The following is a 23,899-nucleotide window of genomic DNA, read 5'->3' as shown; positions in this document are numbered from 1 at the left end:
GGAGGAAACCATGGCAGGGGATTGGAGCAAGCATCTGGGAACGGCATGCGCGGCGCTCGCGCTGGGCGGCGTCCTGTGGGCCGGCGTGCCGGCGGCGCACGCGGCGGACGTCGTCAACGTGTACAACTGGGGCAACTCGATCGGCAAGGCGACGATCGCGAACTTCGAGAAGGCGACCGGCATCAAGGTGGTCTACCAGGAGTTCGATTCGAACGAGACGCTGCAGGCGAAGCTGCTGTCGGGCACGTCGGGCTATGACGTCGTCGTGCCGTCCGACATCTTCTGGGCGCGGCAGCTGCAGGCCGGCATCTACCGCAAGATCGACAAGAGCCAGGTGCCGAACTACGGGTTGCTCGATCCGGACATCATGAAGGTGCTCGCGAAGGACGATCCGGGCAACCAGTTCGGCATTCCGTGGACGTGGGGCACCGACGGGCTCGGGATGAACGTCGAGAAGGTCAAGGCCGCGCTCGGCAACGACGCGCCGCTCGACAGCTGGGCGCTGCTGTTCGACCCGAAGTACGCGCAGAAGCTGAAGCACTGCGGCATTTCGGTGCTCGATTCGCCGGTCGATGCGTTCGGGATGGCGTTCGTCTACCTGAAGAAGGATCCGAACACGACGAACCCGGCCGACTACCAGGCCGCGTACGAGCTGCTGAAGACGGTGCGGCCGTACATCACGCAGTTCAATTCGAGCAGCTACATCAACGATCTTGCGGGCGGCGACATCTGCCTCGCGCTCGGCTGGTCGGGCGACGTGAACTCCGCGCGGATTGCGGCCGCTTCCGCGAAGAAGCCATATCACATCAAGTACGTGATCCCGACGGAGGGCAGCGCGATGTGGTTCGACATGATGGCGGTGCCGAAGGATGCGCCGCATCCGGACGCCGCGCTGAAGTTCGTCAACTTCGTGCTGTCGGAGAAGGAGAGCGCGAACCTGACCAACGACACGTCGTACCCGTCGGCCGTGTCGTCGTCGAAGCATCTGGTGCGCGCCGACGTGACGAGCGATCCGGCCGTGTTCCCGCCCGCCGACGTGATCCGCAAGCTGAGCCTCAGCAAGCCGGTTCCGCCTGAGCTGATGCGTCTGCAGAACCGTCTCTGGACCAAGCTGAAGACCGAGTAAGCCGGCCGTCGCTTCTTCCCGTTCCCGCACACCTTTCGCGCGCCCCGCCGCTCATCGCGGCGGGCGGGGGCGCGCGCGTCCCGACGACCACCCAAAACATGAAAATCACACACATGACGGCGCTGTGCCTGCTGGCGTTTGAAGCCGCCTCGGCATTCGCGCACACGCCGCAGGCGACCGACGCGAGCAGGATGAAGGCGCTGCAGGCGCAGGTCACCGCGCTGCAGCTGCAGGTGAACGAACTGCGCGCGAGCATGCTGGCCGCGAAGCCGGCCGGCGCGGCAACGACCGCCAATGCCGCCTCGGGCGGCGCGACGATCGGCTCGATCAACACGGCGGCGGCCGCTGCACCGGCCGCGGATGCGGCCCCGGCGTTCACGAACGACGACCTGCAGCAGATGCGCGAGCAGATCGCGAACGCGTCGCTGAAGGTCGACTCGCTGCAGGAAGCGGCGACCACCGGCCCGCTCGCGGGCCTGAGCATCACCGGCTATGTCGATCCCGTGTACCTGTTCAACCGCGCGCAGCGCACGTCCGGCTTCCAGTTCCTGAACCACGACCCTGGAGCGTACGACTATTTCAACAGCACGATCGGCGACGTCTACCTCGACATCAAGAAGACCTTCGGCGTCGGCCCGATGGCGCCGGCGGCCGAAGTCGTGATCCAGCCGAACCGCGGCTTCGGCAACGTGTTCAGCAATGCGCACGGCGGCATCGGCAACAACATCATCACGCAGGCGGTGGTCACCGTGCCGCTCAGCACGACCCGCACCTTCGAGATCGGGATGATGCCGAGTCTCGCCGGCTACGAGGTGCAGCCGTCGAACCAGATGCTGACGCTCACGCACGGGCTGCTGTACGACTTCAGCGAGCCGGGCAACCTGATCGGCGTCGGGCTGAAGGGCTCCAACGCGGCGATGACGCGCTTCTGGCAGGTCGTGATCGGCAACGAGGTGCTGCGCACGGCCGGCGCGATCGCGAACGCGGCGAACAACACGACGAAGACCAACTGGACGCCGACGATCACCGCGCGCTTCGACAACGCGACGTCGACCGCCTTCGACTTCGGCCTCTCCGGGATGCTCGGCCGGCAGTCGCTGTTCTCGCCGTGCGCGCAGGCGGGCGGCTACGGCTACCAGTGCAACGGCGCGTCGCCGACGGGCCTCTACAAGTACGTGGAAGCCGACGTGACCTATACGCACGACAAGACGCAAGTCAACGCGCAGGTGGACTACGGCGAGCTGCAGAAGGGCGCGTGGAACGGCGGCACCGCGCGCTGGTACGGGATGTCGCTGCTCGGCCACACGAAGTGGACGACGTCGTGGGTCGGCCGCATGGGCGCGACGCTGCGCTTCGATTACCTGAACAACACGTCGAACGGCGGCGGCGGCACGAACATCCAGTACGGGCTCGCGGGCGGCAATCCGTCGGTGAACGGGTCGAGCGGCTTCGGCATCGATCCGGCGTGCTTCCAGGGTTCGTCGACGAACGGCACCGAGTGCAAGGGCGCGCAGCGTTATGCGATCACGGCCGACCTGTTGTTCTATCCGACGCAGCAGATCACCGTGAAGCTCGAATACCGCCACGACGCGGCGAACCATCCGGTGTTCCTGAAGAGCAACGGCACGTACGCGCGCAGCAACGACCTGGCCGGGATGCAGTTCGTCTACTCGTTCTGACCCGCTGCACGATGTATCACGCTCCGGGCCGCACAGGCCCGGAACGCATTTAACCCAGGAGATTTGATCTTGAAGCTGCACACCTTCGTGACCGACGTCACCGATCCGCGCGAGCGCGGCCGCCTGATCGGCGAGCGCTTCGCGCCGGCGATCCGCGAGACGGTCGCGCTGTATCTCGCGTTCTTCCCGAAGCTCGGCATCGCGCCGCAGCGCGCACGGGAGATCGGCGAAGCGAGTCTCGCCACACTCGGCGCGTGGTGCCCGCGCCTCGCCGCCGAAGTCGAGGCGATCGCCGACGGCGTCGACCTGCCGCGCTGGCAGCTCGCGTGCCCGAATGCGCGCACCGAGATTCTCGCCACTGCACCCGCGTCGGCCGAAGGCGAGTGCTCGACGACTGTCTACGCGCCGGCCGGCCCGCAAGCGCCGCGTACGCTGCAGACGTGGGACTGGCACGACAGCCTCGCGCCGGAGGGCTTGCTGATGCAGTTCGCGACACCGCACGGCCGTACCGTCAAGCTGTTCTCCGAATTCGGGATGCTGGCGAAGCTCGGCGTGAACAGCGCGGGGCTCGGGCTGCACTTCAACATCCTGCATCACGCGAGCGACAACGACAGCGCCGGCGTGCCGGTGCACGCGATCGCGCGGCGCCTGCTCGAAGACGCGACGACGGTGCAGGAGGCGATCGACATCGCGTGCACCGCACGCGTGAGCGCGTCGACGGTGCTGACCGTGTTCACACGGCACGACGCGAACCCGCGTGCGGCGAGCATCGAGCTAAGCCCGTCAGGTGTGGGCGTGGTGGTGCCGCGTCCGGACGGCTGGCTGCTGCATACGAACCACTTCCTCGATCGCGCGTTGAGCGGCGGCGAGTGCATGCCCGACAGCTCGACCACGCGCGAGCGCTTTGCGCACCTGAACGACGTCGTGAACGGGATGACGAGTGCCGATGTGCGCGAGCGCGCGGCGGCGATGTGTGGCGCGGCCGGCGACCAGGCCGTCGTGTGTTTTCATCCGGACCTGTCGATGCCCGACACCGAGCGCTGGGAAACGCTGTTGACCGTCGGCATCGACACCGATGCATGCGCGCTCGACTACTTAGCGGGCAATCCGCACGACCTCGCGCGCGACGGGGCTCAGCGGTTCTGACGCGACGTTTGACGCGCGTCAAGCGGTAGCGGTAACGCACGGCGGCATGCGCGTGCCGCCCTCGTGACGTTTACGCGTCGATGCGCTCGACTTTGCCGACCAGCAGCCCGTACGACAGGCTGCCGGCGAGCGCCATCGCGGCGATGTAGGTGATCGCGCGCGAGAAGTCGGCGCCGTCCACCAGCAGCCCGATCACGATCGGCGTCGCGATTGCGGACAGGTTGCCGATCAGGTTGAACACGCCGCCCGTAAGGCCGATCAGCCGCGCGGGCGCGAGCCCCGACACGAGCGACCACGTGATTGACGCGAAGCCGTTACCGAAGAACGCGATCGTCATGAATGCGATCACCCAGCCCGTCGACGTCACGTAGTTCGCGCCGATGATGCAGGTCGAGATCAGCAGCCCCGAGATGATCGGCAGCTTGCGCGCGAAGCCCTGCGATGCGCCTCGGCGCATCAGCCAGTCCGACAGCACGCCCGAGCACAGCACGCCGACGAACGCGGCGAGGAACGGCAATGACGCGAGAAAACCGGACTTGATGAAGTCCATTCCGCGGTACTTGACGAGGTAGGTCGGGAACCACGTGAGGAAGAACCACAGCGTCGAGTTCAGCGCGAACTGGCCGAGATAGATGCCCCACAGCTTGCGCCGGCCGAGCACGACGCCGAGGTCGCGCCACGTCGACGGCGCGCGTTCGGTGCGCGCCGCGACGCGGTCTTCGAGATCGACGAGCCCACCGCCGTCGCGGATCAGCGCGATCTCGGCCGCGTTGACACCACGAAACGCGCGCGGCTCGCGATACACCGCATACCAGATCGCGGCCCACACGATGCCGGCGAGGCCGGTCGCGACGAACACCATGTGCCAGCCGAGATGCACCTGCAGCCACGCGAGCACCGGCGTGAGGAATGCGAGGCCGACGAACTGGCCCGACGTGTAGCCGCCGATCGCGCTCGCGCGTTCGCGGGTCGGGAACCAGGTCGTCACCACGCGGTTGTTGATCGGGTAGGCCGGCGCTTCGAGCGCGCCGACTGCGAGGCGCAACACGATCAGCCCGACGAACGAGCCCGCGAAGCCGAGCAGCAGCGTCGCGGCCGACCACAGCGCGAGCGCACCCGCATACAGCACGCGCGGCGACACCTTGTCGACGAGCCAGCCGCCCGGGATCTGCATCAGCGCGTAGGTCCAGCCGAACGCGGAGAACACGAGGCCCGCGCGCATCGGATCGATGTTCAGTTCCTTGAACAGCGCGGGCGCGGCGATCGACAGGTTGCTGCGGTCGAGATAATTGATCACGACCGTGACGAAGAGCAACGCGAGGATCAGCAGCCGCTTGCGGCTGGGCGCTGTTGTCTGCGCGGCGGCTGCACGGGCGGCAGGATCGGATGCGATGCCGGCATGTGCGGGCAACTGTTCCGGCGGATTGGCGTGGGTGCGCGACGCAGATTGGGCCACGGTTGTCTCCTGTGTTCGGTGCCCGGCCGTCTCCCGCGAGCGGGGCGGCCGAATCGAATGGCGTTGGGGCGAACGTTAGAGCCGGGGCGGGAAGCACGTCAACATTTGGACAGGCATCCCTATTAATGGGACGTGACGCGCTCAATATGTGGGAAGGAGCGGCGATCACGTCACCGTGTGCATCAGTTTCCGATCGCTTCCTTCGCGCTGACCCAGCCCTGCACCGCGCCCGCTTGCGGGTTGCGATACCGCACCTTCAGCCACTGGAAATCGGCGCTCGTGTCGATCAGTTCGACCGTGTCGCCCGCGACGACGTAGCGGCGCGTGGGTGCGTCGGTCGTTGCATCGTGCAGCGGCAGGCGCGCCGGGCGCACCTTGAACGTGACGGTGCCGCCGCCGTACGCATCCGGGCGGCGCGATACGCGCTTGCCTTGTGCGTCGTAGGTCAGCAGCATCGACGACGGGCCGGAATCGGTGTCGAGCAGGTCGCGCAGGTCGTCGGGGATCGCTTCGCTGGACTGGTACAGATACAGCTTGCCGCTGGCATCGTAGCGGTACGCATCGGTGTACCAGCTCGGGCCGCCGCGGCACGAGCTGTACAGCGTGCGCGCTTTCGGCTTCGCGACCACGTTGATCAGGTCGTCGCAGTTGCCATGCGGCATGTTGGCCGCCGGCATGCGCAGCGGCGCGAACTGCTGGCGTGCGGCGTCATACAGGTAGATGCCGTAGCTGTCGTTGACCATGCCGAGAGTCGCGTGCATGGCGAGATCGCGGTGGCCGTCGAAGTTGTAGTCGTCCGGCGAGAGGCGATAGTGGCCTTCCTCGTCGCTGGCGGTGACGTCGAGCGTTTGCGTCTTGCCGCTCGGCAGAAGGCGCACGGTGATGTGCTCGCTGTCCGCGCGTTCGACGCGAGCCGTGACGGTGTCGTCGACCTTGAACGTGAGCAGCGGCTTGGCTGCTTGCGCGGCAGGCGCAAGCGATGCGCATGCGGCGAGCAGCAGCGCGGTCGCGGCAAGGCGGGGAAGTGGGCGGAGCCGAAGGGAACGCGTCATGAGCGGGCGTCGAAACGAAGATCGAGGATGAACGGGCTGGCCACTGCCTAGCCGCGCGTGCTGTCGTCCTGAAAGCCGCTCTTGCCGACGAAGATCTCCTTCAGCGCGGCGCGCAGCGTGACCGGATCGTATTGGCCGGGCGCGAGATGGATCACGTAGCGCGTCTGGCCGTCGAGACGCGCGGCGAGGGCGGGTTCGATCTCGACGTCGATCGTGTCGTCCGTCAGGCGCACCGACAGATCCTTGACGCGCACGTTGACCTGGTCGCGCACCATCACTTCGATCAGCGCGTCGTCCGGAAAGCGCGACAGCGCGAAGCAATAGTCCTGCTCGGCGTCGTGACAGTAGATGTTGGCGAAGCTTTCGTCGTCGTCGAGATCGGACGTTGCCGCGCCGATGGTGGCGTGAAGTTCCATGAACGGGGTTCCTGCGTAAAAGAGTGGGGGGTTATCGGGGCGAATGGAGGGCCGTGTCGATCGCGGCTGCCGCGCCGGGCGTCACGCCGGTGTCGCACGATGCATCGGCATCGCGCGCTTTCAGCCACAGCCCGAATTCGCGCATCACGTCGACGACGGGCCGCAGCCGGTCGCCGTCGGCGGTGAGATCGTACTCGACCCGCACCGGCACTTCCGGATAGACGGTGCGCCGCACGAGCCCCGCGTCTTCCAGCGCGCGCAGGTCGAGCGTCAGCATGCGCTGCGAGATGCCAGGCATGTCGCGCCGCAGGTCGCTGAAGCGCCGCGGCCCGTCGAGCAGATACGACACCAGCAGCAGCCGCCAGCGGCCGCCGAGCAGGCGCATCGCTTCTTCAACGGAACATCCTGTCGCACTCGTTTTCATCGTGCCGATTCCTGGTCGGTAAATTTTTTGTGACTACGGCACAAACGACTGCCGTCTTCTCAGCGCTGCGCCGATGCGAGATATTAGCGCCCGCGTCGCGGCGAATCGATACATGAACAACTCACGAAGGACACGCATGAAGCTTTATCACGCTCCGGGAAGCTGTTCCCAGGCCATCTGCATCGTGCTGCGCGAAGGCGGCATCGACGCGGAGGTCATCAAGGTCGACGCGCGCAAGCATGTCATTGAATACGGGCGCAATTACTACGATGTGACCGAACTCGGCTACGTGCCGCTGCTCGAACTCGACGACGGCACGCTGCTGCGCGAAGGGCCGGTGATCGCGCAGTATCTCGCGGATGTGCGTCCGGATGCGGGGCTCGCGCCCGCCTACGGCACGCTCGCACGCTATCGGCTGATGGAGTGGCTCAACTTCCTCGGCACCGAGATCCACAAGGGTTTCATCCCGCTCTTGTACGCGGTGCAGGCAGGGAAATACGTCGACCCGGCGAGAACGAAGCTCGACAGCCGCTTCGCGTGGATCGATCGCCAGCTCGACGGCAAGACGTTCGTGATGGGCGACTCGTTCACGGTCACCGATGCATACCTGTTCGCGCTGACGGGCTGGGGCAAGGCCGACTGGATGCGGTCGGTGTACCACGCGGATATCGACCTGACCCGGTATGCGCATCTGCGTGCGTGGTACGAACGGGTGCGGGCGCGGCCGGCGGTGCAGGCGGTGCTGGAGGCGGAGGGGCTGGCGCGGTAGCAGGCGACGGTGGTCGTGGAGTGGGCGCGTCTTTACGCTTCATCGACGCGCCGCCACACAGCCAACCCCCGCGCTATAATCCCCGCCATGAAATTCCTCCGGACGATCATCCTGCTGCTGCTCTGCGCGGTGCTGCCCATCAGCGGGCTGGCAGCCAGCGGCCTGGCCGGGGAATGTCCGATGATGCAGCAGGGCATGTCGATGTCGACGGACATGGACGCCAGCATGTCCGCCGGCATGCCGGGCTGCGATTCGATGAAGTCGACGTCCGCCGACAAGGCCCACGCAAAAGCGAAGGGCATGGCCTGCAAGCTGACGGCGCAATGCCAGTTCGGCAGTCTCTATCATCCGGCTGCACGAGCCGAAGTCAGTCGCCCCGCTGCATTCGCCAGCACCGTCGCGTTCCACTACGCGCAAATCCTCCCGGTCCGCGATCCGAACGGATTGTGGCGCCCTCCACGCATCAGCTGATCCCGATCCGATAGGTTCGCCGCATTCGCGGTGAGGTTCGTCCTGTATCAGGACGTGGAATCCCTATGGGGTTCCGCCGTTGGGGTTCAACCATGTCATTCCATCCCGGCACGCTGCTTGCGCGGCGTGCACGTCGGCGCGCGCCCGTGCTTTGGGCGGCGCTGCTGGTGGCGGGCGCCGTTCACGCGCAGCCATCGCCTTTCACGCTGGACGCCGCGCTGCAGTCCGCGACCGATCATTCCGCTTCGATGCAGGCCGCCCAGGCGTCGGTGCGCGCGAGCGCGGAGGCGGCCGTGAAGGCCGGCCAGCTGCCCGACCCGATGCTCAAGGCCGGCATCGACAACCTGCCGGTCAACGGCGGCCAGCGCTTCACCGTCGGCCAGGACTTCATGACGATGCGCCGCATCGGCATCGAACAGGAGTGGGTATCCGGCGACAAGCGGCGCCTGCGCTCGGCGCTCGCCAACGAGCAGGTCGGACGCGAGCGCGCCGGTTATCTCGCGCAGCTCGCGAGCGTGCGCCAGCAAACCGCGACGGCGTGGCTCAACGCCGTCTACGCGAAGCAGGCGCTCGCGCTGCAGCGGGCGCTGCTCGATCATATGAACCACGAGCTTGAAGCGACGAAGGCGTCGTATCGCGGCGCGAAGGCGAGTGCGGCCGACGTGGTCCAGGCGCGGGCCATGCTCGCGCAGACGCAGGATCAACTGCTGAAAGCGCAGCAGGTCTACCAGACCGCGCTCATTGCACTGTCGCGCTGGACCGCCGTGCCGGTCGACGACGTCACGGGCACGCCGCCCGCGCCGGAATCGTTCGTGTCGTCGTTGCCGCCGGACGAACTGCGTCTGTCGCAACCGGCGCTGATCACCGCCGCCGACGATATCGCGGTTGCCGAAGCCGATACCGCCGTCGCAAACAGCGAACGCAGCCCGAACTGGACGTGGGAAGTCGCTTACCAGCAGCGTGGCGGCGCGTATTCGAACATGGTGTCCGTCGGCGTCACGATCCCGCTGCCGCTCAATCGCAAGAACCGCCAGAACCGCGACGTCGCCGAAAAGGCCGCGCTCGCGACGAAGGCGCGCCTGATGTACGAGGACACGCTGCGCCAGGTGCAGGCCGATATCCGCACGCAGTCCGCGACGCTGGCGAGCGGTCGTGCACGCATCGCGAATCTCGACGACGCATTGCTGCCCGCCGCCGACCAGCGCGTGCAACTGGCGAACGCGGCCTACCGCGCGGGCACAGGCTCGCTCGCCGATACGTTTGTTGCCCGCCGCGCGCAACTGGATGCGCAATTGCAGGTGCTCGATCTGCGGCGCGAGGTCTCGCAGACCTGGGCGCAGCTCGAATACCAAGTCGTGCCGTCGACGCTGGCCGCCGCGCAATAAGGGAGAACGACATGACGAAGCAAACATTGGCCCGCGCGGCCGTGCTGGCGTTCGCCGGTGCCGCGCTGCTCGGCACGGGTTATTTCGTGGGCGCACGCCATGCGGCGACGGCCGCAACGACAACGGACACCACCGCGTCGGCATCACCTTCGCCCGGTAGCGCCGACCCGAAGACCGGCCGCCAGGTGCTGTACTGGCACGACCCGATGGTGCCGAACCAGCACTTCGACAAACCGGGCAAGTCGCCGTTCATGGACATGCAGCTGCAGCCCGTCTACGCGGACGAAGGCGGCGGTGCGTCGGGCATCCGGATCGATGCGGGCCTGCAGCAGAACCTCGGCATCCGCTATGCGACCGTCCGCCGCCAGCAGACGGCGGCCGGATTCGATGCGGTGGGCACCACGCAATTCGACGAATCGCGCGCGGACGTCGTCCAGTCGCGCGTGACCGGCTACATCGACCATCTCTATGCACGCGCGCCGATGCAGCGCATCGCGAAAGGCGCGCCGGTCGCGTCGTTGTTCGTGCCGGACTGGCTCGCGCCGCAGGAGGAATACCTCGCGCTCAAGCGCGGCGGGATGGATGCCGGCCTGCTCGATGCCTCGCGTGCGCGGATGCGGGCGCTGTCGATCCCCGACGGCATGATCGCGAACCTCGATCGCACCGGACGCGCACAGACGCATGTCGTGCTGACCGCGCCGGAAACCGGCGTCGTCAGCGAGCTGAACGTGCGGGACGGCGCGATGGTCGCGCCCGGTCAGACGCTCGCGAAGATCGCGGGGCTGTCGACGCTGTGGCTCATCGTCGAAGTGCCGGAAGCGCTCGCGCTGACCGTGCAGCCGGGGATGGCGGTCGATGCGACGTTCGGGGGCGACTCGGCGCAGCATTTCACCGGACGCATCCGCGAAGTGCTGCCCGGCATCAGCACGAGCAGCCGCACGCTGCAGGCACGCGTGGAGATCGACAACGCGGCGCTGAAGCTCACGCCCGGCATGCTGATGCGCGTGCGGATCGCCGCGCGGCAGAGCGTGTCGCGCCTGCTCGTGCCGTCCGAAGCGGTGATCGCGACCGGCAAGCGCACGATCGTCATCGTGAAGAATCGCGACGGCCGGCTTCAGCCCGTGACGGTGACGACGGGCAGCGACGTCGGCAGCGACACCGAAGTTCTCGGCGGGCTGAACGAAGGCGACACGGTCGTCGCATCGGGGCAGTTTCTGATCGATTCCGAGGCGAGCCTGAAAAGCGTGCTGCCGCGGCTGGAAAGCGGCACCGGCGCGAGCGGGGCCGCGGCGACGCCCGCGTCGGCACCGACCGCGGCGGCACCGGTCTATGAAACCACCGGCAAGGTCGAACAGGTCACGGCCGACGACATCACGTTCTCGCATCAGCCCGTTCCGGCGCTCGGCTGGGGCGCGATGACGATGGCGTTCGGCAAGCCGTCGGCCACGGCGTTCCCGGACGTGAAGCCGGGTCAGACCGTGCGCTTCGCGTTCACGCAGGGCGACGACGGCTACCGGCTGACGAAGGTCGAACCGCAGGGAGGCGAACGATGATCGCGCGCATCATTCGCTGGTCGGTCCACAACCGGTTTCTCGTGCTGCTCGCCACCGTGCTGATCGCCGCATGGGGCGTTCATTCGCTGCGGCAGACGCCGCTCGATGCATTGCCCGACCTGTCGGACACGCAGGTGATCGTGAAGGCGTCGTATCCGGGCAAGGCGCCGCAGATCGTCGAGGATCAGGTGACCTATCCGTTGACGACCACGCTGCTCGGCGTGCCCGGTGCGAAAACCGTCCGCGCATATTCGTCGTTCGGCGACGCGTTCGTCTACGTGCTGTTCGATGACCGCACCGATCCGTACTGGGCGCGTTCGCGTGTGCTCGAATACCTGAGCCAGGTGCAGAGCCGGCTGCCTGCCGGCGCGACGGTGTCGCTCGGGCCCGATGCGACCGGCGTCGGCTGGGTATACGAGTACGCGCTCGTCGATCGCACCAGCCGTCACGATCTCGGGCAACTGCGCGCGCTCAACGACTGGTTCCTGAAGTTCGAGCTGAAGGCGGTGCCGGATGTGTCGGAAGTCGCGAGCCTCGGCGGTATGGTGCAGCAATACCAGGTCGTGCTCGATCCGGACAAGCTGCGCGCGTACGGCATCACGCAGGCGGAGGTTGCGAACGCGCTCGGCAACGCGAACCAGGCGTCCGGCGGTTCGGTCGTCGAGCTGGCCGAGTCGGAGTACATGGTGCGCTCGACCGGCTACTTGCGCACGCTCGACGATTTCCGGCACGTGGTGCTGCGTACGAACGACGCCGGCACGCCGGTGCTGCTCGGCGACGTCGCGCGCATCCAGGTCGGCCCCGCGATGCGGCGCGGGATCGCGGAGCTGAACGGGCAGGGCGAGGTGACGGGCGGCGTCGTCGTGATGCGTTCGGGCAAGAACGCGCTGACCACGATCGATGCGGTGAAGGCGAAGCTCGCCGACCTGAAGCGTTCGCTGCCGCCCGGCGTCGAGATCGTCACGACCTACGATCGCTCGCAGCTGATCGAGCGCGCGGTGGGCAACCTGAAGGACAAGCTGATCGAGGAGTTCGTGATCGTCGGGCTCGTCTGCGCGGTGTTCCTGTTCCACCTGCGCAGTGCGTTCGTCGCGATCCTGTCGCTGCCGCTCGGCGTGCTGGCCGCGTTCATCGTGATGCGCTACCAGGGCGTGAACGCGAACCTGATGTCGCTCGGCGGCATCGCGATCGCGATCGGCGCGATGATCGACGCGGCGATCGTGATGATCGAGAACGCGCACAAACATCTCGAAGCGTACGACCACGCGCACCCCGGCGAGCCGATCACGGCCGCGCGACGCTGGGCGCTCGTCGCGACGTCCGCCGCGGAAGTCGGGCCCGCGCTGTTCTTCTCGCTGCTGATCATCACGCTGTCGTTCATCCCGGTGTTTTCGCTGGAAGGTCAGGAAGGCAAGCTGTTCGCGCCGCTGGCGTTCACGAAGACCTACACGATCGCCGCCGCCGCCGGGCTGTCGGTGACGCTGGTGCCGGTGCTGATGGGTTATCTCGTGCGCGGTCGCATTCCGCACGAGCATGCGAACCCGATCAACCGCGTGCTGATCCGCGTGTACCGGCCGCTGCTCGAAGCGACGCTCAGGCGCCCGTGGCTCGCGATTGGTGTCGCGGTCGTCGCGCTGGTGCTGACGGCCGTGCCGCTGTCGCGGCTCGGCGGCGAATTCATGCCGCCGCTCGACGAAGGCGACCTGCTGTACATGCCGACCGCGCTGCCCGGCATCTCGGCCGGCAAGGCGAGCGAACTGCTGCAGCAGACCGACCGGCTGATCAAGACCGTTCCGGAGGTCGACACGGTATTCGGCAAATCGGGCCGCGCCGATACCGCGACCGATCCCGCGCCGCTCGAGATGTTCGAGACGACGATCCGCTTCAAGCCACGCAGCGCATGGCGGCCCGGCATGACGCCGGAGAAGCTCGTCGACGAACTCGATCGCACGGTGAAGGTGCCGGGCCTGTCGAACGTATGGGTGCCGCCGATCCGCAACCGGCTCGACATGCTGTCCACCGGGATCAAGACGCCGGTCGGCGTGAAGATTTCCGGGCCGGACCTGGCCGGGATCGACGCGATCGCGAAGCAGGTCGAGGCCGCGGTGAAGCCCGTGCCGGGCGTGACGTCCGCGCTCGCGGAGCGGCTGAACGGCGGCCGCTACATCGACGTCGACATCGACCGGCTCACCGCCGCGCGCTACATGCTGTCGGTGGCCGACGTCCAGTCGGTCGTGTCGACGGCGGTCGGCGGCGGCGACGTCGGCGAAGTGATCGCGGGGCGCGAGCGCTTTCCGATCAACCTCCGCTACCCGCGCGAGGTGCGCGATTCGGTCGAGAACCTGCGGCAACTGCCGATCGTCACCGCGCGCGGTGCGCAGATCCGCCTGGGCGACGTCGCGCGCATCGCGATCGCCGACGGCCCGCCGATGATCCGCAGCGAGAACGCGCGACTGTCCGGCTACGTGTACGTCGATCTCCGCGGCGTCGACCTGAGCACCGCCGTCCGCACGATGCAGCAGGCCGTCGCGCAGCAGGTCGCGTTGCCGCCCGGCTATTCGATCGCGTGGTCGGGGCAGTTCGAGTATCTCGAACGCGCGGCGGCCAAGCTGCGCACCGTCGTGCCGGTGACGCTCGTGGTGATCTTCGTGCTGCTGTTCCTTACGTTCGGCTCGGCGGCCGACGCGCTGCTGCTGATGTCGACGGTGCCGTTCGCGCTGATCGGTGGCTTCTGGCTCGTGTGGGCGCTCGGTCACGCGGTGTCCGTCGCGACGTCGGTGGGCTTCATCGCGCTCGCGGGCGTGGCCGCCGAATTCGGCGTCGTGATGCTGCTGTACCTGAAGGGCGCGCTGCAGCGCCGGCTCGACGCCGGCGAACCGCTGACCGACGCGTTGCTGCTCGACGCGATCCGCGAAGGCGCGGTGCTGCGCGTGCGGCCCAAGGCGATGACGGTCGCGGTCGTGCTCGCCGGCCTCGTGCCGATCATGGTCGGGCACGGCGCCGGTTCCGAAGTCATGCAGCGCATCGCCGCGCCGATGGTCGGCGGCATGGTCACCGCGCCGCTGCTGTCGATGTTCGTCATTCCCGCCGCATGGCTCCTGCTGCAGCGCCGTCGTGCGCGAAGCATGGGCCGCGCGGGGCATTCCGAAGCAGTTCCTCACGGCACGAACGTGCCATCCATCCCAACCGGAGAATCCCGATGAAGAAGTTGATTACCGTCACCGTTGCTGCTGCCGCCGTGCTTGCTGTCGGCACGGTCGTTACCCCCGCCTTTGCTGCCGGCGACATGGCCGGCATGGACATGTCCGGTATGAAGATGTCGTCGGGCGGCATGGCCGAATCGAATGCCGCGCTGACCGACGCCGAAGTGAAGAAGGTCGATGCCGCGACCGGCAAGATCACGCTGAAGCACGGCGCGCTCGAGAACGTCGGGATGCCGCCGATGACGATGGCGTTCAAGGCGCGGGACGCGGCGATGCTCGAGCACGCGCATGCGGGCGACAAGGTCAAGGTGCGGATCGAGAAGGTCGACGGCACGCTGACGATCGTCAAGCTGGTGAAGGCGTCCTGACCTGAGCGCATGCCGGTGCGTTGCCCGTCCGTGAGGCGGGCGGCTGCACCGGCGCCATGCGTGTCGGGCCGGAAGCCGCGCGTGCGGCTCCGTTTGACGGTGCGCGAAGGGCTGGAGTGCGGCCACGCACGGGATCAGCATCTTCATTTCAACAATGCTTGAAATATTGAAATGATGGCGCTATCCTTCGCGCCATGGACTCCAATCTCGTCGTGCGCGCCCTGGGCGCGCTTGCTCATGAAGCGCGCCTGGCCGTCTTTCGCGCGCTGGTCGTGGCCGGGCCCGAAGGGCTGCCGGCTGGCGCGATCGCCCAGCAAATCGGGCTGTCGCCATCGAGCCTGTCGTTCCACCTGAAGGATTTGTCGCATGCCGACCTGGTCACCGCGCGTCAGGACGGCCGGTTCATCTATTACGCGGCGAATTTCGAATCGATGAGCGGCCTCATCGGGTTCCTGACCGAGAACTGCTGCGCCGGCGCGGCCTGTGGCGTGCCGACGGCGCCCGATTGCTGCGGAGGCGACGCATGACCGGCTCGGACGTCGCACAACCGCAAGCCGTGACGGCGCAGCCCGCCATCGGTTTCTTCGAGCGCTACCTGAGCGTGTGGGTGGCGCTGTGCATCGTGCTCGGCATCGCGCTGGGCCAGGCGCTGCCCGGGCTCTTCCAGCACATCGGCCGCATGGAATACGCCCAGGTCAACCTGCCCGTCGGGTTGTTGATCTGGGTGATGATCGTGCCGATGCTGGTCAAGGTCGACTTCGGCGCGTTGCATGAGGTTCGGCAGCACGTCCGCGGGATCGGCGTGACGCTCGTCGTGAACTGGCTCGTCAAGCCGTTTTCGATGGCGTTGCTCGGCTGGCTGTTCATCCGGCAGCTATTCGCGCCGATGCTGCCCGCCGACCAGATCGACAGTTATATCGCCGGCCTGATCCTGCTGGCCGCCGCGCCGTGCACGGCGATGGTGTTCGTGTGGAGCCGGCTGACGGGCGGCGATCCGCTGTTCACGCTGTCGCAGGTCGCGCTGAACGACAGCATCATGGTGATCGCGTTCGCGCCGCTGGTCGGCCTGTTGCTGGGGATGTCCGCCATCACGGTGCCGTGGGCGACGCTGCTCACGTCGGTCGTGCTCTACATCGTCATCCCGGTGATCCTCGCGCAAGTATGGCGCAGGCTGTTGCTCGCGAAGGGGCCGGCGGCGTTCGACCGCGCGATGGCAAAGATCGGCCCGTGGTCCATCGCCGCGCTGCTGGCCACGCTGGTGCTGCTGTTCGCGTTCCAGGGCGAGGCGATCCTGAAGCAGCCGCTGGTGATCGCACTGCTCGCGGTGCCGATCCTGATCCAGGTGTTCTTCAACGCAGCGCTCGCCTACGGGCTCAATCGTCTCGTCGGCGAGAAGCACAGCATCGCGTGTCCGTCGGCGTTGATCGGTGCGTCCAATTTCTTCGAGCTGGCCGTGGCCGCCGCGATCAGCCTGTTCGGCTTCCATTCCGGCGCAGCGCTCGCGACCGTCGTCGGCGTGCTCATCGAAGTGCCGGTGATGCTGCTCGTCGTGCGCGTCGTCAACCGCTCGAAGGGCTGGTACGAGTGCGCGTGAAACCATTCAGGAATCCCGAAATGACCGACATCACGATCTATCACAACCCCGATTGCGGCACGTCGCGCAACACGCTGGCGATGATTCGCAACTCCGGCGTCGAGCCGCGCGTCGTGCTTTATCTGGAAACGCCGCCGGGACAGGAAGAACTGCGCGCGCTGATCGCGGCGATGGGCATCCCCGTGCGCGACGTGTTGCGGCGCAAGGGGACACCGTATGAAGCACTCGATCTCGACAATCCGAAATGGAGCGACGACGACCTGATCGGCTTCATGGTCGCTCACCCGATCCTGATCAATCGCCCGATCGTCGTGACGCCGCTCGGCACGCGACTGTGCCGTCCGTCCGAGCAGGTGCTCGACATCCTGCCCGATCCGCAGAAGGGGCCGTTTGCGAAGGAAGACGGCGAGATCGTGATCAATGCGGAGGGCAAGCGTGTCTGACCGATTGAACGATCTGCCGCAACTCGATGCCGCGCTCTTTCGCGTGCCGGACGCGAGCCGGCTGCAGCCCGTGCAGCCGTCGACGCATCCGCCTCGAATCGTGTTGCTCTACGGGTCATTGCGCACGCGCTCGTTCAGCCGGTTGCTGGTCGAGGAGGCGGCGCGGTTGCTGGCGGCGATGGGCGCCGAAGCAAGGATCTTCAATCCGGCCGGCTTGCCGCTGCCTGACGATGCGCCCGACGACCACCCGAAGGTGGCCGAGTTGCGCGAGCTCGTGCAATGGTCGGAGGGCATGGTGTGGTGCTCCCCCGAGCGGCACGGCGCGATGACCGGCGTGATGAAATCGCAGATCGACTGGATTCCGCTGTCGGTCGGCGCGGTGCGGCCGACGCAGGGCAAGACGCTGGCGGTCATGCAGGTCAGCGGCGGATCGCAGTCGTTCAACGCGGTCAACCAGATGCGCGTGCTCGGACGCTGGATGCGCATGCTGACCATCCCGAACCAGTCGTCCGTCGCGAAGGCGTTCATGGAATTCGGCGACGACAACCGGATGAAGCCGTCCGCGTATTTCGACCGGGTCGTCGACGTCATGGAGGAACTGGTCAAATTCACGCTGCTGACGCGCGACGTCGGCGCGTACCTGACGGACCGGTACAGCGAACGCAAGGAAAGCGCCGAGCAACTGTCGCAGCGTGTGAACCAGACGCGCATCTGAATCGCTTGCGGGCCGGCGGCGCGACGATGCTTCGTTCGCGCCGGGCAGCGGGATCGTTCCCGGCGCGTCCGTTGAGTCCGTTGAGCAAGTTCAACGCGCCAGCGTCAGGAACAGATACCCCGCATACCCCGCGCCGTTCGCGAGCAACGCCCAGATTGCGAGCCCGCGCGTGCGCGCATTGACGCGCAGCCACGCCGCCGCCGCGAGCGTGATGATCACGCCGGTCAGCACTTCGGGGCGCGGCTCCCACGGCGTCAGCATGATGCCGATCGCCGGCAGCAGCGTGCCCTGGAACACCATTGCGCCGGTGATGTTGCCGAACGCGAGCGTGTCCTTCCTGCGGCGAATCCACAGCACGCTGTTGACCTTCTCCGGCAGTTCCGTCGCGATCGGCACGATGATCAGCGACAGCAGCAGCGCCGATACGCCGAGCGCGTGCGATACACCTTCCACGCCGTGAATGAAGCCCTTCGCCCCGCCGACCAGCAGCGCGACACCGAGGAGCAGTTGCAGCGCGATCGTCGCGAGGTTGGTCGGCACACCCAGGCGCGCCAGGAACATCGTGTGCGGCGCCTCGGTGCCGTGCCCGGCGTCGACGAGCTGGTTCGACGCCCGGAACGTCATCACGACATACATCACGTAGATGCCCACCAGCATCGCCGCGAGCAGCGCACGCACGGCCCCGTTGTGATGCGGGACGAACATCGCGGCGGTGGCCAGCGAAAACGCGGCGAGAAAGTAGTTCATGTCGCGCACGAAGCCCGTGCGTTCGGGCGCGATCGTGCCGCGCAGCCCGCGCGAACGGATCACGGCGAGCGTCATCAGGAAGGTGGTGAGCGTCGCGAGCATCAGCGGCGCGCCGAGAATCGCGCCGACGCCGATCTCCTCGTTCACGGCCTGGTTCGCCGTGCCGCCCGCGAGCGCGAGCAGCGGCACCATCGTTTCGGGCAGCGCGGTGCCGACGGCGGCGAACAGCGAACCGGTGACGCCTTCGGAAATCTTCAGGCGTTCGCCGAGGTGTTCGAGCGCATTGGTGAAGACCTCGGCGGCGATGAGGATGACGACCAGCATGAACGCCAGTTCGACAAACATGAACGTCATGCGGCACCTCCGCAGGCATGGGCGCGGACGGCGGCGAAACGCGGGGAGAAGGCGGCGGGGAACATGGGGACTCCGTGGTCGGACGCTGACAAACCATGGCGCATCCGCCGACGTCCGACCAGGAACGACGCGATGCGCCTATGGTCTCGCCAGGCCAATCAGGCTGATCGTGCCACGGCCGCAGGCCGAGTGTGTTGACACGATCGCTTTCCGGGGACGGAAAGCAGGCTACTCCCCAAAGACGAAGGGCAGTCTAGTCGAGCGGATGGCTTTCGGCAAGCTTGCCGATGCATATCCACGCATCGGGTGAGGAAAGGTGCGCGCATGGCGGACGCTCATGCCGCATCAGAAGGCATTCGGCACGCGTTGGCGTGGGTATGGCGTACGTGTCGTGAATGAGAATCGCTAACCGACTTGCGCTGCCGTGCCGCGCGGAAAATAAAGCGCGAACGTCGTGCGCCCGTCGCGGTTCGCGACCTCGACCTTGCCGCGATGCAGTTCCATGATCGACTTCACGATCGCGAGCCCGAGCCCGGCGTTGCGCGCCGCGCCGTGCCGCGACGAATCGATGCGGTAGAAGCGCTCGAAGATCTTGTCGACCTGTTCGGGCGGAATCGCGGCGCCGCGATTCGTGACTTCGACGACCGCGTAGCGGCCTTGCGCGGAAACCGCCAGCTCGATCGTCGACGCGGCCTCCGCATGTTCGAGCGCATTCGACACGAGGTTGCTGACGGCGCGCCGGAACAGCGTCGCATCGGCGACGACCGGCGCTTCGCCGTGTACGTCGATCCGCACGCCGGCTTCGTCGGCCAGCGCCTGGAAATACGATGCGAGCCGGCGCAGCTCGCTACCCGCATCGAGCGCGGTGGTCTTCAGGTGCTGCCGTGCGTTATCGGTGCGCGCGAGAAACAGCATGTTCTCGATCATCCGCTGCAACCGTTCGCATTCCTCGATGTTCGAATCGATCAATGCTTCGTATTCCTCGGTCGTGCGCGCGCGCGACAGCGTGACCTGCGACGCGCTGATCACGTTGGCGAGCGGCGTGCGCATGTCATGCGCGAGATCGGACGAGAACTGCGACAGCCGCACGAACGCGCGTTCGAGGCGGTCGAGCATCCGGTTGACCGACGTCGCGAGTTCATGCAGCTCGACCGGGCCGCCGCGCGCGTCGAGCCGTGCGTTCAGGTTGTGGGCCTCGATGCGCGACGTCTGCCGGCCGAGACTCTCGACCGGGCGCAGGCCGCGCGACGCAACCGCATAGCCGAGCGCGCCGACCAGCAGCGCACCCACGGCGGCCGCGAGCCAGATGTCGACGCGATAGCTTTCGAGTAGCGACTGGCGATCGGTCGCCGTACGGGCAAGCGCGACCTGGATTGCATCGCCGGACGGCAGCGTTTCGCGTGCATAGACGCAACGCGACGTGCCGACGCCGGGCGGCGAACAGGTGAACGGCACGCTGGCTCGGCTGGCCGGATGCGGTGCGGCGATCATCGACGCCAGCGTATTGCCGGCTTCGTCGGAATGCTCGACGATCGCGCGGTTCTGCGCATCGTAGATGCCGAGATACACGCCCGGGTGCGACAGCAGCACCTCGTGAAACACGGCCGGATCGGCGCGCAGCGCGGCGATCGAGCCGCTCGCGTGTGCAAGCTGCAGGAACTGGTTGAGCTTGCCGGAAATCTCGATGTCGTCGCGCCGCGTCAGCTCGGCGGACAGTGAGCGGTACAGGTATGCGCCGGTCAGCGCGAACACGAGCGCGGCGACGACGGCGAACGCGAGCGTCAGGCGCCGCAGCAGCGAATACGCGCCGGGGCGGCGCGTCACGAGCGATCCTCGAGCACGTAGCCCATCCCACGGATCGTGTGGATCAGCTTCTTCTCGTAGGCATTGTCGATCTTCGCGCGCAGGCGCTTGATCGCCGCATCGACGACGTTCGTGTCGCTGTCGAAATTCATGTCCCAGATCTGCGACGTGATGAAGGTGCGCGTCAGCACTTCCCCCTCGCGTTCGGCGAGCAACTGCAGCAGCGCGAATTCCTGCGCGGTCAGGTCGATCCGGGTGTCGGCGCGGCGCACGCGGCGGCGGATCAGGTCGACTTCGAGATCGGCGACCTGCAGGATGTCGCGCACGTTGCGCGGTGCGCGCCGCAGCAGCGAGCGGATGCGCGCGAGGAATTCGGCATACGCGAACGGCTTGAGCAGGTAGTCGTCGGCGCCCAGTTCGAGCCCGGCGACCTTGTCCTCGATCGCCTCGCGCGCCGTGAGCAGCAGCACGGGCGTCTGCTTTTGCGCGCGCAGCCGCTTGAGCACCTCGAAGCCATCCATTTCCGGCAGCATCACGTCGAGCACGACGAGATCGAAATCCTCGTGCAGCGCGAGGAACAACCCGTCCTTGCCGTTTTCCGCGACGTCGACCGTGTAGCTCGCCTCCATCAGCCCTTTCCGGAGGTACGACGCCATCTTGGGTTCGTCTTCGACTATCAGTATCCGCATGGTGGGGCAGGCTGTCCGTGATTCATCCGTGATTCCAGCCGGTCAGTGTAACGCGTGAGCTTACGGCGCCGCGCGTGCGCGAAGGATGACCGCCGGATGACGGAATTGTCATGAAACGCCGGTCATGTTTCGGCCATGTCGTCGTCACCGCGACGGCGATAAGCTGCGGCCGTCGTGTCCCCGGAGCGCGCCGTCGCGGCGCTGCGCCGGCCCATCCGGTCGTTGCCTGCGTGATTCCGCATCCATGTCGTACTGGCGCCAATTCCTCGTCGTCGTGCTGCTGGCGCTGAGCCTGCCGATCCAGTCGTTCGCGGCTGTGTCGATGGCGTGTGCGGGCGGGGGCGCGGCCATGCCGTATGCGGAAGGCGGGGCAAGTGCCGTCGAGGCAGTGACGCATGCAATGCCGAACGCGCATGGTGGCCAGCATCAGCATCAGCACAGGCACGACGATCACGCGCGACATGCACAGCCATGTTCCGCATGCGGGTCCTGCTGCCTCGGCGCCGGCATGGCGGATCTTCCCGCGATGTCCGTTGCGTCGGGTATCGGTATCGCGATCGTCGCTTTCGCTCCGACGCCGGTCGTCGTGTCGTTCCTGACCGGCGGCATCGACAGGCCGCCGCGCCGGTTTCTCGTCTAGACCCAGCCCGCGGCCCCGACCGGCCGCGCTCTGCAATCCGCTCCGGCGGCGGCGTCACGTCCGCCGGGCAACTCACGACGAGACCCATTCATGCGATTGATCATTGCGGCGCTGTTGAGCGCGGCGGCCCTCGCGCCGTCGCTCGCGCCTGCGCAAACCCCGTTGCCCGATCCGGCGGACGCCGCCGCGGCGGTGCCGGATATCACCGTGACGTCCGCATTCGACGGCTACCGGCCGTATCGGGACGACGAAGGCCCGGGCTGGAAACAACTGAATCGTGACGTGATGGAACGGCCCGCGAAGGGCCGTGCGACGGGCGGCGCGGCCGGAAGCGGCGCCGCTCATTCGAAGCACGGAGGCACCGCACGATGACGATGCTTGCGATATCGCCGAGGATCGCCGCGGCGGCGGCCGTGCTGGCTTTCCTCGCGGGCTGCACGACGTTTTCGAAGGATGGTGGCTTCGACGCGGTGTCGTCCGCCGCGTCGGCGCGCATCGGGAAAGACGCGGTCGTGGTCAGGACCGACGCCGATCGCGAAGCCGTCGACAAGCGCACGAAGGAACTGCTTGCGAAGCCGCTGTCGATGGACGACGCGGTGCAGGTCGCGCTGCTGAACAACCGCGGGCTGCAGGCTTCGTATGCGGAGCTCGGGCTGTCGGAAGCCGATCTCGTCCAGGCCGGCCGGCTGCCGAACCCGCGCTTCGCGTTCAGCCGCACCCGTGCCGGCGACGGCGAGCTGACGCTCGGCCGCACGTTCTCGGCGAACGTGTTCGCGCTGCTGACGATGCCGCTCGCGACGAACATCGAACGCCGCCGCTTCGAGCAGACCAAGCTCGAAACGGCCGACGCGATGCTGAAGGTGGCGGCCGACGCACGCCGCGCGTACGTCGAGGCCGTCGCTGCCGAGCAGGCCGCGAACTATGCGCAGCAGGTGCGCGATGCCGGGAGCGCAGCTGCCGAACTCGCGCTGCGCATGCGGCAGGCCGGCAACTTCAGCCGCCTCGATTACGCGCGTGAACAGGCGTTCCATGCCGATGCGGTCGCGCAGCACGCGAAGGCGCGCCAACAGGCCGTGGCTGCGCGCGAGAAGCTCACGCGCGCGATGGGCCTGTGGGGCGAACGCACGCAGTACGCACTGCCCGAGCGCTTGCCCGACCTGCCGAACGCGCGGCCGAACCTGCCCGATCTCGAGCGGTTCGCGATGAGCAACCGCTTCGACATCCAGGCCGCGAAGCTGCAGACGCAGGGCGTCGCGTCGTCGCTCGGCCTGAGCAAGGCGACGCGCTTCGTCAATGCGGTCGATCTCGGTTACGTGAACAACTACGAGACCGGCAAGGGTCACGAGCACGGCTACGAGATCAGCGTCGAGATCCCGCTGTTCGACTGGGGCGGCGCGAAGGTCGCGCGGGCCGAGGCCGTCTACATGCAGTCGGCAAACCGGCTCGCGAAGACGGCCATCGATGCGCGTTCCGAAGTGCGCGAATCGTATGCGGCGTACGTGACGAGCTACGACGTCGCGACCCACTATCGCGACGAAGTCGTGCCGCTGCGCAAGACGATCTCCGACGAACTGCTGTTGCGCTACAACGGGATGCTCGCGAGCGTGTTCGAGCTGCTCGCCGATGCGCGCGAACAAGTCGGTGCGGTCAACGGCTACATCGATGCGCTGAAGGACTACTGGCTCGCCGAAACCGATCTGCAGATGGCCGTCGGAGGGCGGCTGCCGTCCGACGGTGCCACGCCGCGCGCGACGCCATCCGCCCAACCCGAAGCCACTTCAAACGCCGACGCTGCGCCGCAGCCGGCATCCACCCCCGCGGCGCAACCGGCGCCCGCGACGCAACCGCATCCGGAAGGTCATTGAC

The 23,899-nt window shown here is 67.1% G+C and carries 23 protein-coding genes and 1 riboswitch; of the genes, 16 read left to right on the top strand and 7 right to left on the bottom strand.

The features are described from left to right. Positions 1–10 precede the first annotated feature (10 nt). From CFB82_RS31465 to CFB82_RS31455, 3 genes are all read left to right on the top strand, one after another. Positions 11–1,126 carry a polyamine ABC transporter substrate-binding protein gene (locus tag CFB82_RS31465; RefSeq protein WP_089486615.1) on the top strand — a complete coding sequence of 372 codons (1,116 nt, stop codon included), beginning with the start codon at positions 11–13 and terminating at the stop codon, positions 1,124–1,126. Positions 1,127–1,224: 98 nt separating this feature from the next. Beyond that, positions 1,225–2,805 (top strand): DUF3138 family protein, encoded by a 1,581-nt coding sequence (locus CFB82_RS31460; RefSeq protein WP_089486614.1) that lies wholly within the window; start codon positions 1,225–1,227, stop codon positions 2,803–2,805. A 69-nt stretch (positions 2,806–2,874) separates the two neighbouring features. Then, entirely contained in the window at positions 2,875–3,951 is a 1,077-nt protein-coding gene (locus tag CFB82_RS31455; protein WP_089486613.1) for a C45 family autoproteolytic acyltransferase/hydolase, read from the top strand. Between the two features lie 70 nt (positions 3,952–4,021). Here the strand turns inward: CFB82_RS31455 and CFB82_RS31450 are convergent, their stop codons facing one another. From CFB82_RS31450 to CFB82_RS31430, 4 genes are all read right to left on the bottom strand, one after another. Then, entirely contained in the window at positions 4,022–5,407 is a 1,386-nt protein-coding gene (locus tag CFB82_RS31450) for an MFS transporter (RefSeq protein WP_089486612.1), read from the bottom strand. A 182-nt stretch (positions 5,408–5,589) separates the two neighbouring features. Beyond that, positions 5,590–6,459, bottom strand: a complete 870-nt coding sequence (locus CFB82_RS31440; RefSeq protein WP_089486611.1) for an XAC2610-related protein — start codon at positions 6,457–6,459, stop codon at positions 5,590–5,592. A 47-nt stretch (positions 6,460–6,506) separates the two neighbouring features. Beyond that, positions 6,507–6,875 (bottom strand): hypothetical protein, encoded by a 369-nt coding sequence (locus tag CFB82_RS31435; RefSeq protein ID WP_069250662.1) that lies wholly within the window; start codon positions 6,873–6,875, stop codon positions 6,507–6,509. A 31-nt stretch (positions 6,876–6,906) separates the two neighbouring features. Beyond that, positions 6,907–7,299, bottom strand: a complete 393-nt coding sequence (locus tag CFB82_RS31430; protein WP_069250663.1) for a winged helix-turn-helix transcriptional regulator — start codon at positions 7,297–7,299, stop codon at positions 6,907–6,909. A 136-nt stretch (positions 7,300–7,435) separates the two neighbouring features. Here CFB82_RS31430 and gstA point away from each other — a divergent pair, with 136 nt between their 5' ends. The 10 genes from gstA to arsH all read left to right on the top strand — a co-directional run bounded on the left by gstA (position 7,436) and on the right by arsH (position 17,800). After that, complete coding sequence (gstA, locus tag CFB82_RS31425) at positions 7,436–8,068, top strand: glutathione transferase GstA (RefSeq protein ID WP_089486610.1); 633 nt, start codon at positions 7,436–7,438, stop codon at positions 8,066–8,068. Positions 8,069–8,155: 87 nt separating this feature from the next. Beyond that, positions 8,156–8,539 carry a hypothetical protein gene (locus CFB82_RS31420; RefSeq protein ID WP_089446999.1) on the top strand — a complete coding sequence of 128 codons (384 nt, stop codon included), beginning with the start codon at positions 8,156–8,158 and terminating at the stop codon, positions 8,537–8,539. A gap of 92 nt (positions 8,540–8,631) precedes the next feature. Next, positions 8,632–9,924 carry a TolC family protein gene (locus tag CFB82_RS31415; protein ID WP_089486609.1) on the top strand — a complete coding sequence of 431 codons (1,293 nt, stop codon included), beginning with the start codon at positions 8,632–8,634 and terminating at the stop codon, positions 9,922–9,924. 11 nt (positions 9,925–9,935) lie between these two features. Next, on the top strand, positions 9,936–11,477 hold the full coding sequence (locus CFB82_RS31410; RefSeq protein WP_089486608.1) for an efflux RND transporter periplasmic adaptor subunit: 1,542 nt from the start codon (positions 9,936–9,938) through the stop codon (positions 11,475–11,477). Beyond that, a complete protein-coding gene (locus CFB82_RS31405; RefSeq protein ID WP_089486607.1) occupies positions 11,474–14,680 on the top strand; it encodes an efflux RND transporter permease subunit in 3,207 nt (1,068 codons plus the stop codon). The genes CFB82_RS31410 and CFB82_RS31405 overlap by 4 nt, the downstream gene beginning before the upstream one ends. Further along, positions 14,677–15,048: a copper-binding protein gene (locus tag CFB82_RS31400; RefSeq protein ID WP_089447003.1), complete on the top strand. Its 372-nt coding sequence runs from the start codon at positions 14,677–14,679 to the stop codon at positions 15,046–15,048. Before CFB82_RS31405 ends, CFB82_RS31400 begins: the two co-directional genes overlap by 4 nt. 194 nt (positions 15,049–15,242) lie before the next feature. Then, on the top strand, positions 15,243–15,575 hold the full coding sequence (locus CFB82_RS31395; protein WP_069250670.1) for an ArsR/SmtB family transcription factor: 333 nt from the start codon (positions 15,243–15,245) through the stop codon (positions 15,573–15,575). Further along, a complete protein-coding gene (arsB, locus tag CFB82_RS31390) occupies positions 15,572–16,642 on the top strand; it encodes an ACR3 family arsenite efflux transporter (protein ID WP_089486606.1) in 1,071 nt (356 codons plus the stop codon). Before CFB82_RS31395 ends, arsB begins: the two co-directional genes overlap by 4 nt. Positions 16,643–16,662: 20 nt before the next feature. Then, positions 16,663–17,085, top strand: coding sequence for an arsenate reductase (glutaredoxin) (gene arsC, locus CFB82_RS31385; protein ID WP_089486605.1), 423 nt, complete (start codon positions 16,663–16,665; stop codon positions 17,083–17,085). Further along, positions 17,078–17,800 carry an arsenical resistance protein ArsH gene (gene arsH, locus CFB82_RS31380; RefSeq protein ID WP_089486604.1) on the top strand — a complete coding sequence of 241 codons (723 nt, stop codon included), beginning with the start codon at positions 17,078–17,080 and terminating at the stop codon, positions 17,798–17,800. Before arsC ends, arsH begins: the two co-directional genes overlap by 8 nt. A gap of 90 nt (positions 17,801–17,890) precedes the next feature. Here arsH and CFB82_RS31375 read toward each other — a convergent pair whose 3' ends face one another. The 3 genes from CFB82_RS31375 to CFB82_RS31365 form a co-directional block, all read right to left on the bottom strand. Beyond that, a complete protein-coding gene (locus CFB82_RS31375) occupies positions 17,891–18,901 on the bottom strand; it encodes a sodium:calcium antiporter (protein WP_089447007.1) in 1,011 nt (336 codons plus the stop codon). A 73-nt stretch (positions 18,902–18,974) separates the two neighbouring features. Beyond that, positions 18,975–19,150: riboswitch (yybP-ykoY riboswitch) on the bottom strand. A 156-nt stretch (positions 19,151–19,306) separates the two neighbouring features. Then, positions 19,307–20,725, bottom strand: coding sequence for a heavy metal sensor histidine kinase (locus CFB82_RS31370; RefSeq protein ID WP_089486603.1), 1,419 nt, complete (start codon positions 20,723–20,725; stop codon positions 19,307–19,309). Beyond that, a complete protein-coding gene (locus CFB82_RS31365) occupies positions 20,722–21,393 on the bottom strand; it encodes a heavy metal response regulator transcription factor (RefSeq protein WP_069250678.1) in 672 nt (223 codons plus the stop codon). The genes CFB82_RS31370 and CFB82_RS31365 overlap by 4 nt, the downstream gene beginning before the upstream one ends. Positions 21,394–21,637: 244 nt before the next feature. On the opposite strand from CFB82_RS31365, the gene CFB82_RS31360 reads away from it, so the two are divergent. The 3 genes from CFB82_RS31360 to CFB82_RS31350 all read left to right on the top strand — a co-directional run bounded on the left by CFB82_RS31360 (position 21,638) and on the right by CFB82_RS31350 (position 23,898). Next, a complete protein-coding gene (locus CFB82_RS31360; protein WP_089486602.1) occupies positions 21,638–22,033 on the top strand; it encodes a DUF2946 family protein in 396 nt (131 codons plus the stop codon). 90 nt (positions 22,034–22,123) lie between these two features. Further along, positions 22,124–22,405, top strand: a complete 282-nt coding sequence (locus CFB82_RS31355) for a hypothetical protein (RefSeq protein ID WP_089486601.1) — start codon at positions 22,124–22,126, stop codon at positions 22,403–22,405. After that, positions 22,402–23,898, top strand: coding sequence for a TolC family protein (locus CFB82_RS31350; protein ID WP_089486600.1), 1,497 nt, complete (start codon positions 22,402–22,404; stop codon positions 23,896–23,898). Before CFB82_RS31355 ends, CFB82_RS31350 begins: the two co-directional genes overlap by 4 nt. Position 23,899 lies beyond the last annotated feature (1 nt).

This window comes from Burkholderia sp. HI2714 (assembly GCF_002223085.1).
In the GTDB taxonomy this organism is placed as follows: Bacteria; Pseudomonadota; Gammaproteobacteria; order Burkholderiales; family Burkholderiaceae; genus Burkholderia; species Burkholderia lata_D.
This window is presented reverse-complemented; position numbering and strand designations above follow the sequence as displayed.